The organism is Microbacterium sp. MMO-35 (assembly GCF_037147555.1).
Lineage (GTDB): Bacteria > Actinomycetota > Actinomycetes > Actinomycetales > Microbacteriaceae > Microbacterium.
Genome location: NZ_JBBCVH010000006.1, coordinates 98,864 through 113,564 on the forward strand (window position 1 = coordinate 98,864; position 14,701 = coordinate 113,564).

Genomic DNA, 14,701 nt, shown 5'->3' on the forward strand with positions numbered 1-14,701 from the left:
CCGATGGCGGAAGCCCTCTCCATCGGCGGGTTCACCGATCATCACGTGCACCTGCAGCTCGTGGACGTCGGCCTGCTCGAATCCAGCAGGCTCGGGCGCGGCCTCGACCTCGGGTCGGATCCGGTGCAGATCGCGCGGATCGCCGGCGCGGTCTCGGAGCGCTTCGGTCATGACCCGCACGGCATCGCGATCTCCTACGCGGGTGCGTTCCTGACCCCCGCCGGCGGCTACCCCTCGGATCGCTCCTGGGCGCCCGCCGGATCCGTGCGCGAACTGGACGACCTCGACGGCGCCGTCGCCGCCGTCGCCGAGATGAAGGCGGCCGGAGCCTCCGTCATCAAGATCGCGAGCAACAGCACGGCGGGGCCGGTCTTCAGCGACGAGCTCGTGGCCGGCATCGTCCGCGCCGCCGACGAGGCGGGGCTGCCGGTCGTCGCGCACGCCGAGGGGCCGGGCGAGGCCCAGCGGATGCCGCGGCTGGGCGTCCGCGCCCTCGCGCACGCCCCCTTCACCGAGCGGCTGAGCGATGACGAGGTGGCCCGCCAGGCGGGACGGATCGCCTGGATCTCCACTCTCGGCATCCACGAGGGCGAGGCGCGCGAGATCGCGATCGACAACGTGCGCCGCTTCCACGCGCACGGCGGCACCGTGCGCTACGGCACGGACATGGGCAACGGCGACACCCCGGTCGATCTGAACCCCGCCGAGGTCGGCGCGCTGCGCGAGGCCGGCATCCGCGGCGCCGCGCTGATCCGCGCGCTGGTGCCCGTCGCGGCGACCGCCGGCCGGCGGTTCCTCCTGCCCGCCCGCGACGCCGACCCGTTCGACGTCGAACCGGTCCACCTCGAACCCGTCCCCCTCGAACCCGCCGAAACGGAAGGCACCCGATGAGCGACCCCACCGCCCCCGCCGACACCACCGCGGAGCTGCTCGCGGCGGCGCGCGCCCTCGACGCCGCCGATCCGCTGCGGGCGCACCTCGACGCGTTCGTGGAGGCGCCGGGCGTGCAGGCGTACCTCGACGGCAACTCGCTGGGGCGGCCGCTCGCCGTCGTCCCGGAGCGGCTCGCGGCATTCGTCCGCGAGGACTGGGGCACGCGCCTCATCCGCTCCTGGGACGAGCAGTGGATGGACCTGCCGGAGCGGCTGGGCGACCGGATCGCCGAGGTCGCCCTGGGCGCCGCCGCCGGGCAGACGATCGTCGCGGACTCGACGAGCGTGGTGCTCTACAAGCTCATCCGCGCGGGTGCCGCGGCGGCCGGCGAGGGCCGCACCGAGATCGTGATCGAAGAGGGCAACTTCCCGACCGATCGCTTCATCGCCGCCGGCGTCGCGGCCGAGCTGGGCATGGAGCTCGTGTGGGTGCAGCCGGATCCGGTGCACGGCGTCACGGTCGACGACCTCGCGCCGGTGCTGTCGCAGCGCACCGCGCTGGTCGTGCTCAGCCACGTCGACTACCGCTCCGGCGCCCTGGCGGACATGGCGGCGATCACGGCGCGGGTGCACGAGGCGGGCGGCCTGATCCTCTGGGACCTGTGCCACTCGGCGGGATCCGTCCCGGTGCGGCTCGACGACAGCGGCGCCGATCTGGCCGTCGGCTGCACGTACAAATACCTCAACGGCGGACCCGGCTCCCCGGCCTTCGCCTACGTGCGCCGAGACCTGCAGCCGCACATCCGTCAGCCGATCCAGGGCTGGTGGAGCGCCGCCGACATCTTCGCGATGGGCCCGCAGTACGCGCCGACCCCGGGCATCCGGCAGCTGCTCAGCGGCACGCCGCCGGTGACGAGCATGCTCGCCATGCAGGCGATGCTCGATCTCATCGCCGAGGCGGGCATCGAGGCGGTGCGCACGAAGTCGGTCTCGCTCACCGACTTCGCGGTGCGCGCCGCGGACGAGCTCCTCGTCCCGCTCGGCGTGCGGCTGCTCAGCCCACGCGACAGCGCCCTGCGCGGCGGCCACGTCACGATCGGCCACCCCGACTTCCAGCCGGTCACGCAGGAGCTCTGGGGCGAGGGGGTCATCCCCGACTTCCGGTTCCCCGACGGGATCCGGCTCGGCCTGTCCCCGCTGAGCACCTCGCACGAGGAGACGCTGCGCGGGGTCATCGCCGTACGCGACGCGCTCACCCATTGAGTCGTCCCCCTCACCACGAGCCATAGGCCGTGGTGAGGGGGACGACTCGACAAGCGGGGCCTCAGACCGCGCCGAGGTCGATGCCGGCCGGGGCGGGCTCGGCGTAGTCGACCTCGCGCCACACGTCGCCGACGCGCTCGAACGAGGTGATGCTCGACAGCGCGCAGCGCCGCGTGCGGGGGTCGTGCCGCAGCGGGAGCCCGGCGACCGACAGGTGCGTGATCCAGATCGGCGCCTGGTGCGACACGAACACCACGTCGCCACCGGGCGCCTCGTGCCAGGCCTCGTCCATCGCGGCGCGCATCCGGTCCGCGATCGACGCGTAGGGCTCGCCCCAGCTCGGCACCGACGGACGGCGCAGGTGCCGCCAGTTCCAGGGGTTCATCAGGGCACGGCGCATCCGCGTGCCCTCGAACACGTTCCACGGCTCGATGATGCGATCGTCGAGCCGTGGCGCGAGGCCGAAGGCGGCCGTGAAGGGCTCCGCCGACTCCTGGGTGCGCTCGAGCGGCGAGCAGCGCAGCGCCGAGACGGGCCGGTCCAGCCCGGCGAGGTGGTCGGCGGCGGCCTGCGCCATCCGCCGACCGGCCTCGCTCAGGTGATAGCCGGGAAGACGCCCGTAGAGCACGTGGTCGGGGTTGAAGACCTCGCCGTGCCGGACGAGGTGCAGTCTTTCCGCGGCCATCGGTATGCGAGGTCCTCGCTCAGACGCGACGGTACTGGGCGGATCCGAACCCGATGATGAAGTAACCGATGAACGAGAACAGCCACAGCAGGAAGAACGAGAAGGCCCCGCCCTTGCCGAAGTTCTTGCCCAGCTTGATCGCCACGATGATCGACATGACGATGTTGACGATCGGGATGAGGTAGAGCAGCACGAACCAGCCGCTCATCCCGGCGATCTTGATCAGGAAGATCAGGTTGACGATCGGGATGATGGCGAGGATCCCGGGGTGTCCGGCCTTGGTGAAGACCTTCCACAGCGCGATCACGACGATGACGTAGAAGATCAGCGCGAAGATGCTGGTGGTGCCGGAGAACAGCCCCGCGTAGATGTTGCCGGCCGCGTCGGTGGGGTCTTCGGTGGGGAGGATGTGCATGGGGAGCGCCTTCCAGGGGATCGGTCGAGGGGTGGTGCTGCCGCGAGTCTAGTGATCCGCATCGCCTCCCCACGAGGCATCCGGCCCGTCCCCGTAGAATGACGGGGATCCCTTTTCCCTAGTTGGAGGCGTAATCCGTGCTTCGCACCCACACGGCAGGCTCACTGCGAGCCGAGCACATCGGTCAGACCGTCACCCTCGCGGGGTGGGTCGATCGCCGTCGTGACCACGGAGGAGTCGCCTTCATCGATCTGCGCGATGCCACCGGCATCGCCCAGGTGGTCATCCGCGACGAGGAGACGGCGCGCCCGCTGCGCAGCGAGTTCGTGCTGCAGGTGACCGGCGAGGTCTCGCGCCGCCCCGCGGGCAACGAGAACCCGAACCTGCCTTCCGGCGAGATCGAGATCGTGGTGCAGGACGTCGTCGTGCTCAACGAGTCGGCGCCGCTGCCCTTCCAGGTGTCTTCGGGCCTCGCCGAGGCCGACCCGGTCGGCGAGGACGTGCGCTTCAAGCACCGCTACCTCGACCTGCGCCGCCCGGCCTCGATCGCGCCGCTGCAGCTGCGCTCGAAGGTCTACAAGGCGCTGCGCGACGTGCTGCACGAGCGCGAGTTCACCGAGGTGGAGACCCCGACCCTCACCCGCTCCACCCCCGAGGGCGCCCGTGACTTCGTCGTGCCCGCGCGCCTGCACCCCGGCAGCTGGTACGCCCTGCCCCAGAGCCCGCAGCTGTTCAAGCAGCTGCTCATGGTCGGCGGCGTCGAGAAGTACTTCCAGATCGCGCGCTGCTACCGGGACGAGGACTTCCGCGCCGACCGTCAGCCCGAGTTCACCCAGCTCGACATCGAGATGGCCTTCGTCGATCAGGAGGACGTCATCGAGATGATGGAGGCCGTCATCCGCGCGATGTGGGCCACCATCGGCGTCGAGGTGGAGACGCCGCTGCCGCGCACGACCTACGCGGACGCGATGGCGAAGTACGGATCCGACAAGCCCGACCTGCGCTTCGGGCTCGAGCTCGTCGAGGCGACCGAGTACTTCTCCGAGACCACGTTCCGCGTGTTCCAGGCCGACTACGTGGGCGCGGTCGTCATGCCCGGCGGCGCCTCGCAGCCGCGCAAGGCCCTCGACGCCTGGCAGGACTGGGCCAAGCAGCGCGGCGCCCGCGGGCTCGCGTACGTCCTGTTCAACGAGGACGGCACGCTCGGCGGACCCGTCGCGAAGAACCTCAGCGAGACGGAGCAGGCGGGTCTCGCCGCGCTCGTCGGCGCGGCACCGGGCGACTGCGCCTTCTTCGCCGCCGGATCCGCGAAGGACTCCCGCGCCCTGCTCGGGGCCGCGCGCGTCGAGATCGGGCGCCGTCTGGGTCTGCTCGACCCCGACGTGTTCGCGTTCACCTGGGTCGTCGACGCCCCGATGTTCGAGCCGGCGGCCGACGCCGTCGCCTCGGGCGACGTCGCCGTCGGCGCGGGCGCCTGGACCGCCGTGCACCACGCCTTCACCGGCCCCAAGCCGGAGTTCGAGGCGACCTTCGACACCGACCCCGGATCCGCCCTCGCCTACGCGTACGACATCGTCTGCAACGGCTCCGAGCTCGGCGGCGGATCCATCCGCATCCACCGCGAGGACGTGCAGAAGCGCGTCTTCGAGGTCATGGGCATCTCGGACGAGGTCGCCCAGGAGCAGTTCGGCTTCCTGCTCGACGCGTTCAAGTTCGGCGCTCCCCCGCACGGCGGCATCGCGCTCGGCATGGACCGCGTGCTGCAGCACCTCTCCAAGACCGAGTCGATCCGCGAGGTCATCGCATTCCCGAAGACCGGCAACGGCTTCGACCCGCTCACCGCAGCGCCCGCCCCGATCACCGCGGAGCAGCGCAAGGAGGCCGGCGTCGACGCCGTCGCGGAGGCCGACGAGGAGCCCGCGCCCGCCCAGGCCTAAGGCCCCGCACCGGGCGCCAGGCTCGGAGATGTGCGCTTCGCTCGGATGGATTCCGCGATTCCGTCCGAGCGAAGCGCTTTTCTCCGTGCGAAGCGGACAGGGCGGCGCCCGCCGGGTCCGCGCCGCACGCCGGAGCCCCGCGCGGCGCCCGCCGGGCGCCCGTGACAGGATCGAGACATGCTCGCCGACCTCACCCTGCCCGTGCCGATCCAGACCGGGATCGGTGTCGTGACCCTGCGCCGTGCTCGCCCCGACGACACCGCTGCGATCGTCGCGCTGCTCGCCGACGACGCGATCAGCGCGGCGCGCGGCGACACCGCCTCCGACGACGACCTCCCCGCCTACCGGGCGGGCCTGGAGTCGGTGCTGGCCGACGGATCCAACGATCTGCTCGTCGCCGAGCACGACGGGACGGTGGTCGGCACCTTCCAGCTCACGCGCATCCCCGGGATGTCCCGTCAGGGATCCACCCGCCTGCTGGTCGAGGCCGTGCGGGTGAGCTCGCAGCTGCGCTCGGGCGGCGTCGGATCCGCGCTGATGCGGTGGGTGATGGACGTCGCGACCGCCGAGCTGGGCAGCCCCCTCGTTCAGCTCACGTCGGATGCGCAGCGGGTGGACGCGCATCGCTTCTACGAGCGGCTCGGATTCACCGGCTCCCATCGCGGCTTCAAGTACGCCGCGCCCGCCCCCCGGGGTCGTTGAGCGAAGACGCCGAAGGCGACTGAGACGAAACGCGGCAATCGCGCAGCATCACCGCGTCTCGTCTCGCGCGGCCTGCGGCCGTGCTCGCGCAACGATCACGGCTCGGACCGTTCAGACCTCGTCGGGGTCCGACAGGTCCTCGATCGCGACAGGGGTGCGGCCGGCGAACATCACGCCGATGCCGTACTCCTCGCCGATCTCCAGGCCGCTCTCGGCGAAGCGCATCATCCAGGTGCCGTCCTGCCAGACCACCGCCTCCGGAGCGCCGAACGGCGGCTCCTCGGCCGCGAGCAGCGCCCGATCCGCCGCGGACAGTCCCGGATCCTGCAGCTCCTCGACCAGATAGCGGATGGCGGCCTCGCTGAGCGCGCCGAACTCGTCCACCACGCCCTGCGCCGTCTCCGTCGCCTCCGCGCTCGGCGCCTCGGCCGGCTCGACGACGATGCTCACCGTCCATCCGCCGTCGCCGCCCTCGACGCCCGCGGTCCAGCAGGCGACGTCCTCCGGCGCGTCGATGCGGATGAGGGTGGCGCCGTCGAGCTCGATCACGTCGGGAAGATCCATACTCCGATCCAACCAGCCAGGACACCACGACGGAAGCCGCCGGCGCGCGGGCGAGGCGGATCGGATCCCCGCCGTTCACGACGCGTTCATCCGTCTCCGTGATGCCGGTAACCCGGCCGCCGTACATTCCCTCTCGACCCGAACCGGCGCCCGCGCCGGACACCGAGAGGAAATCATGCCCATCAGCACCCGTCGTGCGCGCATCGGCGCCGGCATCGCGCTGGCCGCCAGCGCCGCGCTCCTGCTCTCCGCCTGCTCCGGATCCGCTTCGGCCGACCCCAGCGGCTCCGCCGGCACCGGCGCCAAGGCCGCCACCGCCACGTCCCTCAAGGACTTCGGAACCCTGGCCGACCTCGAGAAGGCGGCCGAGGCCGAGGGCAAGCTCAACGTGATCGCGCTGCCCCACGACTGGGCCAACTACGGCGAGATCCTCGACGCGTTCAAGAAGAAGTACCCGAAGATCACGATCAACGAGGCCTCCCCCGACGCGTCCAGCGCCGAGGAGATCCAGGCGGCGAAGACCAACGAGGGGCTCGACACGGCCCCCGACGTCTTCGACCTCGGTCTCACCGTCACGCTGCAGAACACCGACAAGTTCGCCGCCTACAAGGTCTCGACGTGGGAGGACATCCCCGAGAACCTCAAGGAGAAGACGGGCCTGTTCACCGGCGACTACGGCGGGTACATGTCGATCGGCTACGACTCCTCGAAGTTCCCCGAGCCCAAGACGCTCGCCGACCTCAAGAAGTCCGAGTACAAGGGCGCCGTGGCACTCAACGGCGACCCCACCCAGGCGGGCGCCGCGTTCGCCGCGGTCGGCCTCGCCACGGTGCAGTCCGGTGGAACGCTGGACGACTACCAGAAGGGCGTCGACTTCTTCGCCGATCTGCAGAAGGCCGGCAACCTGCTCAAGGTCGACGTGACGACGGCGACGGTCGCGAGCGGCGAGACCCCCGTCGTCTTCGACTGGGACTACCTGAACGCGGCGCACGTCAAGGACAACAAGAACTGGAAGACCGTCGTCCTGCCCGGCACCGGCTACGCCGGCTACTACAACCAGGCGATCAACAAGGCGGCCCCGCACCCGGCCGCCGCGCGCCTCTGGCAGGAGTTCCTCTACAGCGACGAGGGCCAGAACCTGTGGCTGAAGGGCGGCGCCCGCCCGGTCCGCGCGGACGCCATGACCAAGGCCGGGACGATCGACAAGACCCTCGCGGCCGCGCTGCCCGCCGCCCCCAAGGAGACCGTCGTGCCGACCGAGGCGCAGAGCACCGCAGCCGGCAAGCTGCTCGGCGAGAAGTGGGCAGCGGCGGTCCAGTGACCTCCACCGCCACCGCGGCTCCGGCCGCACCCCGCGCCGGGTCGAAGCCTCGTGCTTCGGCCCGGCGCGGGTCGTCCGTCCTCGCGGCCGTCGGCCTGGTGCCGTTCGCCGCCTACCTGCTGATCTTCCTCGCCCTGCCCACGCTGCTGGCCGTGGCGACCGGGTTCTTCACCCGGGACGGATCCTTCACCTGGAGCAACCTCTCCGCGCTCGGGGATCCCACCGTGCTCCTCACGTTCGCGAACTCTGCGGGCCTCTCGCTGCTCACCGCCGCGATCGGAGCGATCGCCGGCGCGCTGGTCTGCTACGCGCTCCTCGACATGAATCCCGCCGGCGCGGTGCGCACGGTCGTGGATGCCGCCTCCGGCGTCCTCGCCCAGACCGGCGGCGTGATGCTCGCCTTCATGTTCATCGCCTCGATCGGCCTGCAGGGGGTGATCACCCAGCTCCTCAAGGACGTCGGGATCTCCCTCTACGCCCAGGGCCCGTGGATCTACGAGCTGCCCGGACTGATCCTGCCCTACCTCTACTTCCAGATCCCGCTCATGGTCATCACGTTCATGCCGGCGCTCTCGGCGCTCAAGCCGCAGTGGGCCGAGGCCAACCTCACCCTCGGCGGCACGCGCGCGAGCTTCTGGCTGCGGATCGGGATCCCGGTGCTCGCCCCCGCCTTCCTGGCGAGCTTCCTCCTGCTGTTCGCGAACGCCTTCTCGTCCTACGCGACCGCGGCCGCCCTCGCCAGCCAGGGCGCCCAGATCGTGCCCCTGCAGATCCGCGCCGCGCTCACGAGCGAGACCGTGCTGGGCCGGGAGAACCTCGCCGGAGCCCTCGCGCTCGGCATGATCGTCGTCGTCGGGATCGTGATGTGGCTGTACTCCCTGGTGGCGCGCCGAGCGGCGAGGTGGCAGTCGTGAACCGGCTCGGCCCCTCCGCCGCTACCCGCTGGATCATCGGGATCGTGGTCGGGCTGTTCTTCCTGATCCCGCTGGCGGCGACGCTCGCGTACACCTTCCGCGCCCCCGACACCGGCGCCTTCACCGTCGCGCACTGGGCGGCTCTGGGGGATCCGGCCCAGGCCTCGATCTATCAGCCGATCTGGACGGGCCTCGGCAACTCGCTGATCCTCGCGGTCGTGACGGTGCTCATCGTGCTGCTGCTCCTCACGCCGACGATGATCCTCGTCAACCTGCGCTTCCCCCGCCTGCGCCCCGTGTTCGAGTTCGCGGTGCTGCTGCCCATCTCGATCCCCGCGATCGTGCTCGTCGTCGGCCTCACCCCGATCTACCTGCAGATCGGGCGCTCGCTCGGCACCGGCGCCTGGACGCTCGCGTTCGCCTACGGCATCACCGTGCTGCCGTTCGCCTACCGCTCCATCCAGGCCTCGATCGACGCCGTCGATCTGACGACCCTCGCCGAGGCGGCCCGCTCGCTGGGCGCCGGCTGGTTCACGGTCGTGCTGCGCGTGCTGGCGCCGAACCTGCGCCAGGGCCTCCTCGCCGCGTCCCTGCTGTCGATCGCCGTCGTGCTCGGCGAGTACACGATCGCCTCCCTGCTGAACCGGGAGGTGCTGCAGACCGCGCTCGTCGTCGTGCAGAAGCAGGACGGCTGGGCTCCGGCGATGTTCGCCCTGATGGCCCTCACCTTCAGCTTCCTCCTGCTCCTCATCATCGGACGCGCCGCGCGCGGCCGCTCCGGAAAGGCCGACTCATGAGCGACACCGCGCTCCCCCGCACGGCGGACAACTCCCTGCTCGCCGATCGCGCCGACGGCACGCGCGTGCAGTTCGACGGCATCGTGAAGAGCTATGGCCGCACGACGGTGCTGCACGGCATCGACCTCGACATCGCGCCCGGCGAGTTCGTCTCGCTCCTCGGACCGTCGGGATGCGGCAAGACCACGCTGCTGCGCGTGCTCGCGGGGCTCGAGAGCGCCGACGGCGGAGCCGTGCTGCTCGGCGGGAAGGACGTCTCCGGCGTCCCCACGAACAAGCGCGATCTGGGCATGGTTTTCCAGTCGTACTCGCTGTTCCCGCACCTGCGCGTCGTCGACAACACCGCGTTCGGACTGCGCCGGCGCAAGGTGCCCACCGCCGAGGCGCGCAGGCGGGCGCTCGACGCGCTCGCCCTGGTGGGGCTCGAGGCCCACGCCGACAAGTTCCCGCATCAGCTCTCCGGCGGGCAGCAGCAGCGCGTCGCCCTGGCCCGCGCCCTCGTCACCGAGCCTCGGGTGCTGCTGCTGGACGAGCCGCTGTCCGCCCTCGACGCGAAGGTGCGCGTGCAGCTGCGGGACGAGATCCGCCGGCTCCAGTTGCGGCTCGGGATCACCACGGTCTTCGTCACCCACGACCAGGAGGAGGCGCTCAGCGTCTCCGACCGGATCGCCGTGATGGATGCGGGCAGGATCGACCAGATCGGCACCCCCGAGGAGCTGTACCTGCGTCCGGCGACCGCGCACGTCGCCGCGTTCGTCGGGCTCTCCAGTGTGGTCCGAGGGATCGCCGACGGCGCGAGCGTGCGCGTCTGGGGCAACGACCTCCCGCTGCAGACGCCCGCGACCGGCGAGGTCGACGTGCTGCTGCGCCCCGAGAACGTGCGCCTGGTGGATGCCTCCGACGCGGCGGTGACCGGATCCGTCGAGGAGAGCATGTTCCTCGGCAGCATGCGGCGCACACTCGTGCGCACCGAGGACGGCGCGCTGGTGCGCGTGCAGCACGCCGCGCGGATCCGTCCCGCGTACGGCGACCGGGTCGGGCTCGCGGTCGACGCCGAGCCCGTGGCGGTGCGCCGGGGCGGCACCGCGGCCTAGCCGCACCGTCCCGTCCGCTCCGCGTGCCACCGGCGCGTCGGAGACGGCGGATGAGGTCTGCTCCCGTCGCAGAAGGTGTCGTTCCGAGCGGACGACAACGACACTTTCTGCGACGGGAAGGCACCGCCCTGCACGGGTTCAGGCGCGACGCGGATGACGACGGCGGTGAGCGGGTCTCAGCCGGCCAGCGACCGGGCCAGCGCGACGTACTCGGCGGGCGATGCGTCGGGCAGGTAGGCGCGGCCGATCGCGAGGCCGATCGCGGGCAGCTGCCCGTTGTCGGCGTAGAACAGGTGCATGGGCCGGTACTCCGGGTTGAACTTCCCCTTGTAGCGCAGCAGCGAGGCGAATCCGTACGCGGGCTCCAGCACGCGGCTGAGCCAGCCCAGCAGGCGGGTGATCGTGTCGCGGTCCGCGTCGGCATCCGCCTCCACGGTCTGCGCGAGCGGAGCGCCGGACAGGCTCATCACCGCGAGTCCCTGCTCCTTCATGTGCAGGGCCGCCGAGGCGATCGCGAACTCCATCACGCCCGGCATCGCCCCGTCCGCGCGGCGCATGAAGTCCAGGGTGCGTCCGATCAGCTCGCCCTCGCGCCACACCGGCATCCAGCTGGTCACCGCCTGCAGCTCTCCCTCGGGGCCGATCGCGAGCAGGATCTCGACGTCGGGATCCTTCAGCTCCTCGACGCCGCCCAGCGTGAACCGCATCTCGGGCAGCGCCTTCTCGGCGATCCACTGCTCGCTGAGTGCGTCGAGCTGGGCCACGAGTCCCGCCGGCAGCTGCTCCCAGGTCGTCCAGAGGGTGGTGAGGCCGTCGCGCTGGCCGCGGTTGTACGGCTGGCGGACCTTCGTCCACACCTTGCCGGTGAGCTCGAAGCGATCGAGCGGCACCACGGTCTCCTCGGCGACCGAGATGCTCCGCCACCCCAGCGCGCGGAAGGTCGGCACGAACTCGTCGTGCGTGCTGTAGAAGACCGGCGTCCACGCGTTCGCGTCGCAGAAGTCGAGGAATCCCCGCACGGTCTGCGCCGCGTCGCCCGGGGTGCAGACGGGATCGCCCACGGCGATCGCGATGTCGTTCACCACCCGGTACGCGACCGCACCCCGGCCGTCCGCCGTGAACCAGTGCTCGTTGCCCTCCCAGGTGCCGAGGAAGCCGAGGGTGCCGCCGTCGGTCTCGCGGAGCTGGGTGCGGAAGCGCTCCGCCTCGTCGGCGGTGCTGCGCGAACGGGCCCGCAGCAGCGGGAGCAGAGCGAGGGCGAAGATGATCCAGAACAGTGCGCCGACGTCGCGGTGCAGCACCAGGGCGAGCCCGGTGAGCGGGCTGTGGCCGCCCGGATGACCGATGATCGTGGGCAGGAAGCGGCGCAGCGTGGTCGCGAGCGACGACCAGAACGACGGCGAGTGCGAGACCACCGTCACCAGGATCATGTTCGTCGTCGCCAGCACCGCGAACGCGATGCCGATGGTCACCGCGAACCGCCGGACGGCGACACGCGACGCGCGCACGGCGAACCGGCGGTGCGTGATCGCCAGCAGGATGCACATGCCCACCGGGACGAGGATCGCGAGCACCGAGAATCCGGGGAACTGCCGATCGATCTCGACCACGTCGGTCGGGTTCCGGATCGAGCGCACCACCAGGCTGATGCCCGTGAGCAGCGCCATCACCGTGTTCACGCCGATCGCGAGGAACCAGGCGGCCCGGCGCCCGGATCGCAGCCCCCATGCCGCGATGAGGCTGAGCAGCAGCGGCACCAGGCTCATGAGCACCACGCCGGTGCCGGCGGCGAAGGCGGTCGTGACGCCCGCGACGCAGTGGGCGGAGGCGTTGTTGCGTGCGCACGCGTCGGTGATGCCCGAGATGTCGACGCCGCGCAGGCCCGCCACGACGGGTGCGAGGGGCCCGATCCCGACACCGGTGAGCAGCACGATCAGGGGGCCGAGGCCGGTGACCGCGACCATCGCGGCGATCAGCGTCCTGGTCTCCCCGAAGGAGCTGCGATAGACGACGGGGCGTGGGGCGCCGCTCGTGAGCAGCAGCCCCAGGAGCAGGCCGGTCAGGGCGGCGAGGAGCCGGTACACGCTGTCCGCGTCACCGCCGTAGAGCGTGAACGTGACCAGCAGCGAGAGACCGATCAGGCGGATCCGGCGCCGGTAGAGCGCGGGGGCGAAGGCGCTGCCGGCCAGGATCGCGCCGAGGATGCCGATCGCGGGGTCGAACACCACGCCGCGGGAGTCGACGCGCGCCCACACCTGCCCCCAGGACCAGGCCAGGGACTGGATCCCGGCGCCGAGCAGCACGCCCAGCACCCCGGTCACGAGGAACGACATCATGACCCGTCGCGTGCCCATGAGGCGCTCCGCATAGGCGAGCAGGGTGAGCGCGAGCAGCAGCGACAGCAGCAGCCCGCCCCAGGAGTTCGGGACGAGCAGCGCCGTGAGCGGCGTCCACCACTGCCGCTCCCTGCCGAGCACGAGGGGGCTGACGCCGAGTCCTGCGGGGTGCCTCCCCCACAGCGTGCCGAAGGACAGGCCCGTGATCACGAGCAGGGCGCTCAGCGCCACGGCGAACGGATGCCGCCGGACGTAGCCGGCGACGCGGCGCGAAACGGCGCCCGCAGTCTGTGCCACCGAGATCCTCATCCTGCCGCCAATCCCCACCGGGGATACAGTACCGAGAACGCCTCGGCGAGGCCTCCGTACAGACCGGGTCCGCTGTGCGTCGCGTTCGGGATGAGATGGAAGGTCGTGCGGAATCCCGCCGCCTCGGCCAGATCGGCCGAGGTCCGGTTCGCCGGGCCGTACTTCTTGTCCAGCGCGCCGGCGGAGAAGACCGCCCAGTGGTCGGCGTATGCACCGGGGTGCTCCCGGAGGATCGCCTCGGGCTTGTTCGCGTCGAACGCGGCCTGGTCTCCTCCGTACACCGGCTTGAGCACCGAGGCGGGGTCGGCGAAGCCGGCCCACGGCTCGCCGGAGGTGTTGGCGATGTTCCCCCAGATCTCGGGGTGACGGGCGCCGTAGATGAAGGAACAGGCGCCGCCGTTCGAGTAGCCCGCGATCGTCCAGTCCTTCGCATCGGGAAGCACCCGCAGATGCGTGCGGATCCAGTTCGGGATGTCGGTGTTGAAGTAGGTCTCGACGCCGCCGAACGCCTTCGAGTCCACGCAGCCGGGGTTCTGCGTCTGCGAGCCCAGCTGGTCGGCGACGATGACGATCGGCGCGAGGCCCTGGTGCTTGGCGGCGAAGCCGTTGAGCACCCCCGCGACGGCGCGCGGGTTGGGGCTGCCGGGAAGGCCCATCATGAGCACCATCACGGGCAGCGCCGGCGGATCCTTGACGAGCGCGGCGGGGGGAAGGTAGATGCTCGCGTCCCGGGGGACGAACCCGCCCGTCGACGGGATCTTGAGGTCGCCGGAGAGCACCCGTGTCTCCCCGCTCTTGCGCATGCCCGCCGGTGCGTGCCATGTCTCGGAGAGCGGCGTCGTCGGGGCGGGGGTCGTCAGGGGCGCGGCGAACCCTCCGGCCGAGGCCAGGGTGTTCACCCCGAGGATCTCGCCGAGGGAGCGATCCAGCCCGAAGGCCAGGTTGATGCCGAGGAACATCGACAGGACGGAGGTGACGATGGTGAGGATCCCGATCGCCTTCTGCCACCAGCGCGACCGCCAGAGGCTCACGATCGACAGGGCCAGCAGGGCGAATCCGCCCGTGGTCCACCACTTCACATCCGGAGGCATCGGCAGCTCGAACGCCTTGGTCACGTCGGCCCACACCACCAGGAACCATCCCACGAGCGCCCCGAGCGGGATCCCGATCCCGGCCCGCACGATCCAGCGCCGCCGCAGCGGACGGATCAGCAGCGCGACCGCGCCGGCGGCGGCGAGGATCCAGATCGTCCACGGCACCGGGCCGTCGACGAGGTCGAGCTCCAGCAGCCAGCGCAGCATGGGGACCTTCGCTCTCCCGCCCCCGGGCGGTGGCGACCACTCATCGTAATCGGTGCCCGCTCGGCGTCATCGGTACGCGCGCTTTGCCGGAGCTTGGAGGAGCCTATGAACACGCGCGGCCCCGGATAAGATCCCCCGCCGACGCGACGAGCCCGCCGGCGCACCGGGACAGGAGTCCGGATGCGCCGGCG

Annotated in this window: 13 protein-coding genes; 8 read left to right on the top strand and 5 right to left on the bottom strand. The window is 71.3% G+C overall.

Annotation, left to right across the window (positions count from 1 at the left end; all coding sequences use genetic code 11):
* Positions 1–3: 3 nt before the first annotated feature.
* Both WFJ01_RS13685 and WFJ01_RS13690 read left to right on the top strand, forming a co-directional pair.
* On the top strand, positions 4–891 hold the full coding sequence (locus tag WFJ01_RS13685; protein ID WP_336629347.1) for an amidohydrolase family protein: 888 nt from the start codon (positions 4–6) through the stop codon (positions 889–891).
* Positions 888–2,135, top strand: a complete 1,248-nt coding sequence (locus WFJ01_RS13690; RefSeq protein WP_336629348.1) for a kynureninase — start codon at positions 888–890, stop codon at positions 2,133–2,135. The genes WFJ01_RS13685 and WFJ01_RS13690 overlap by 4 nt, the downstream gene beginning before the upstream one ends.
* Positions 2,136–2,196: 61 nt before the next feature.
* On the opposite strand, the gene WFJ01_RS13695 is transcribed toward WFJ01_RS13690, so the two are convergent.
* Both WFJ01_RS13695 and WFJ01_RS13700 read right to left on the bottom strand, forming a co-directional pair.
* On the bottom strand, positions 2,197–2,820 hold the full coding sequence (locus WFJ01_RS13695) for a histidine phosphatase family protein (protein WP_251438828.1): 624 nt from the start codon (positions 2,818–2,820) through the stop codon (positions 2,197–2,199).
* A gap of 19 nt (positions 2,821–2,839) precedes the next feature.
* Complete coding sequence (locus tag WFJ01_RS13700) at positions 2,840–3,235, bottom strand: DUF5684 domain-containing protein (protein ID WP_336629349.1); 396 nt, start codon at positions 3,233–3,235, stop codon at positions 2,840–2,842.
* Between the two features lie 137 nt (positions 3,236–3,372).
* Between WFJ01_RS13700 and aspS the strand changes: the two genes are divergently transcribed.
* Both aspS and WFJ01_RS13710 read left to right on the top strand, forming a co-directional pair.
* Positions 3,373–5,172, top strand: coding sequence for an aspartate--tRNA ligase (aspS, locus tag WFJ01_RS13705; protein ID WP_336629350.1), 1,800 nt, complete (start codon positions 3,373–3,375; stop codon positions 5,170–5,172).
* A gap of 177 nt (positions 5,173–5,349) precedes the next feature.
* The gene (locus WFJ01_RS13710) at positions 5,350–5,874 is read left to right on the top strand and encodes a GNAT family N-acetyltransferase (RefSeq protein ID WP_292885401.1); all 525 of its coding nucleotides are present in this window, start codon (positions 5,350–5,352) and stop codon (positions 5,872–5,874) included.
* 111 nt (positions 5,875–5,985) lie between these two features.
* Here WFJ01_RS13710 and WFJ01_RS13715 read toward each other — a convergent pair whose 3' ends face one another.
* Positions 5,986–6,438 (bottom strand): hypothetical protein, encoded by a 453-nt coding sequence (locus WFJ01_RS13715; RefSeq protein ID WP_251438836.1) that lies wholly within the window; start codon positions 6,436–6,438, stop codon positions 5,986–5,988.
* Between the two features lie 175 nt (positions 6,439–6,613).
* On the opposite strand from WFJ01_RS13715, the gene WFJ01_RS13720 reads away from it, so the two are divergent.
* Genes WFJ01_RS13720 through WFJ01_RS13735 form a run of 4 tightly spaced genes read left to right on the top strand, consistent with a single transcriptional unit; the run spans position 6,614 to position 10,564 of the window.
* Positions 6,614–7,759, top strand: a complete 1,146-nt coding sequence (locus WFJ01_RS13720; protein WP_251438838.1) for an ABC transporter substrate-binding protein — start codon at positions 6,614–6,616, stop codon at positions 7,757–7,759.
* On the top strand, positions 7,756–8,673 hold the full coding sequence (locus WFJ01_RS13725; RefSeq protein ID WP_374208744.1) for an ABC transporter permease: 918 nt from the start codon (positions 7,756–7,758) through the stop codon (positions 8,671–8,673). The genes WFJ01_RS13720 and WFJ01_RS13725 overlap by 4 nt, the downstream gene beginning before the upstream one ends.
* Complete coding sequence (locus WFJ01_RS13730; protein WP_336629351.1) at positions 8,670–9,470, top strand: ABC transporter permease; 801 nt, start codon at positions 8,670–8,672, stop codon at positions 9,468–9,470. Before WFJ01_RS13725 ends, WFJ01_RS13730 begins: the two co-directional genes overlap by 4 nt.
* Positions 9,467–10,564 carry an ABC transporter ATP-binding protein gene (locus WFJ01_RS13735; RefSeq protein ID WP_336629352.1) on the top strand — a complete coding sequence of 366 codons (1,098 nt, stop codon included), beginning with the start codon at positions 9,467–9,469 and terminating at the stop codon, positions 10,562–10,564. Before WFJ01_RS13730 ends, WFJ01_RS13735 begins: the two co-directional genes overlap by 4 nt.
* 176 nt (positions 10,565–10,740) lie before the next feature.
* On the opposite strand, the gene WFJ01_RS13740 is transcribed toward WFJ01_RS13735, so the two are convergent.
* Positions 10,741–13,197 (bottom strand): bifunctional lysylphosphatidylglycerol flippase/synthetase MprF, encoded by a 2,457-nt coding sequence (locus WFJ01_RS13740; protein ID WP_336629353.1) that lies wholly within the window; start codon positions 13,195–13,197, stop codon positions 10,741–10,743.
* Positions 13,198–13,205: 8 nt separating this feature from the next.
* Positions 13,206–14,510 carry an alpha/beta hydrolase gene (locus WFJ01_RS13745; RefSeq protein WP_336629354.1) on the bottom strand — a complete coding sequence of 435 codons (1,305 nt, stop codon included), beginning with the start codon at positions 14,508–14,510 and terminating at the stop codon, positions 13,206–13,208.
* Positions 14,511–14,701 lie beyond the last annotated feature (191 nt).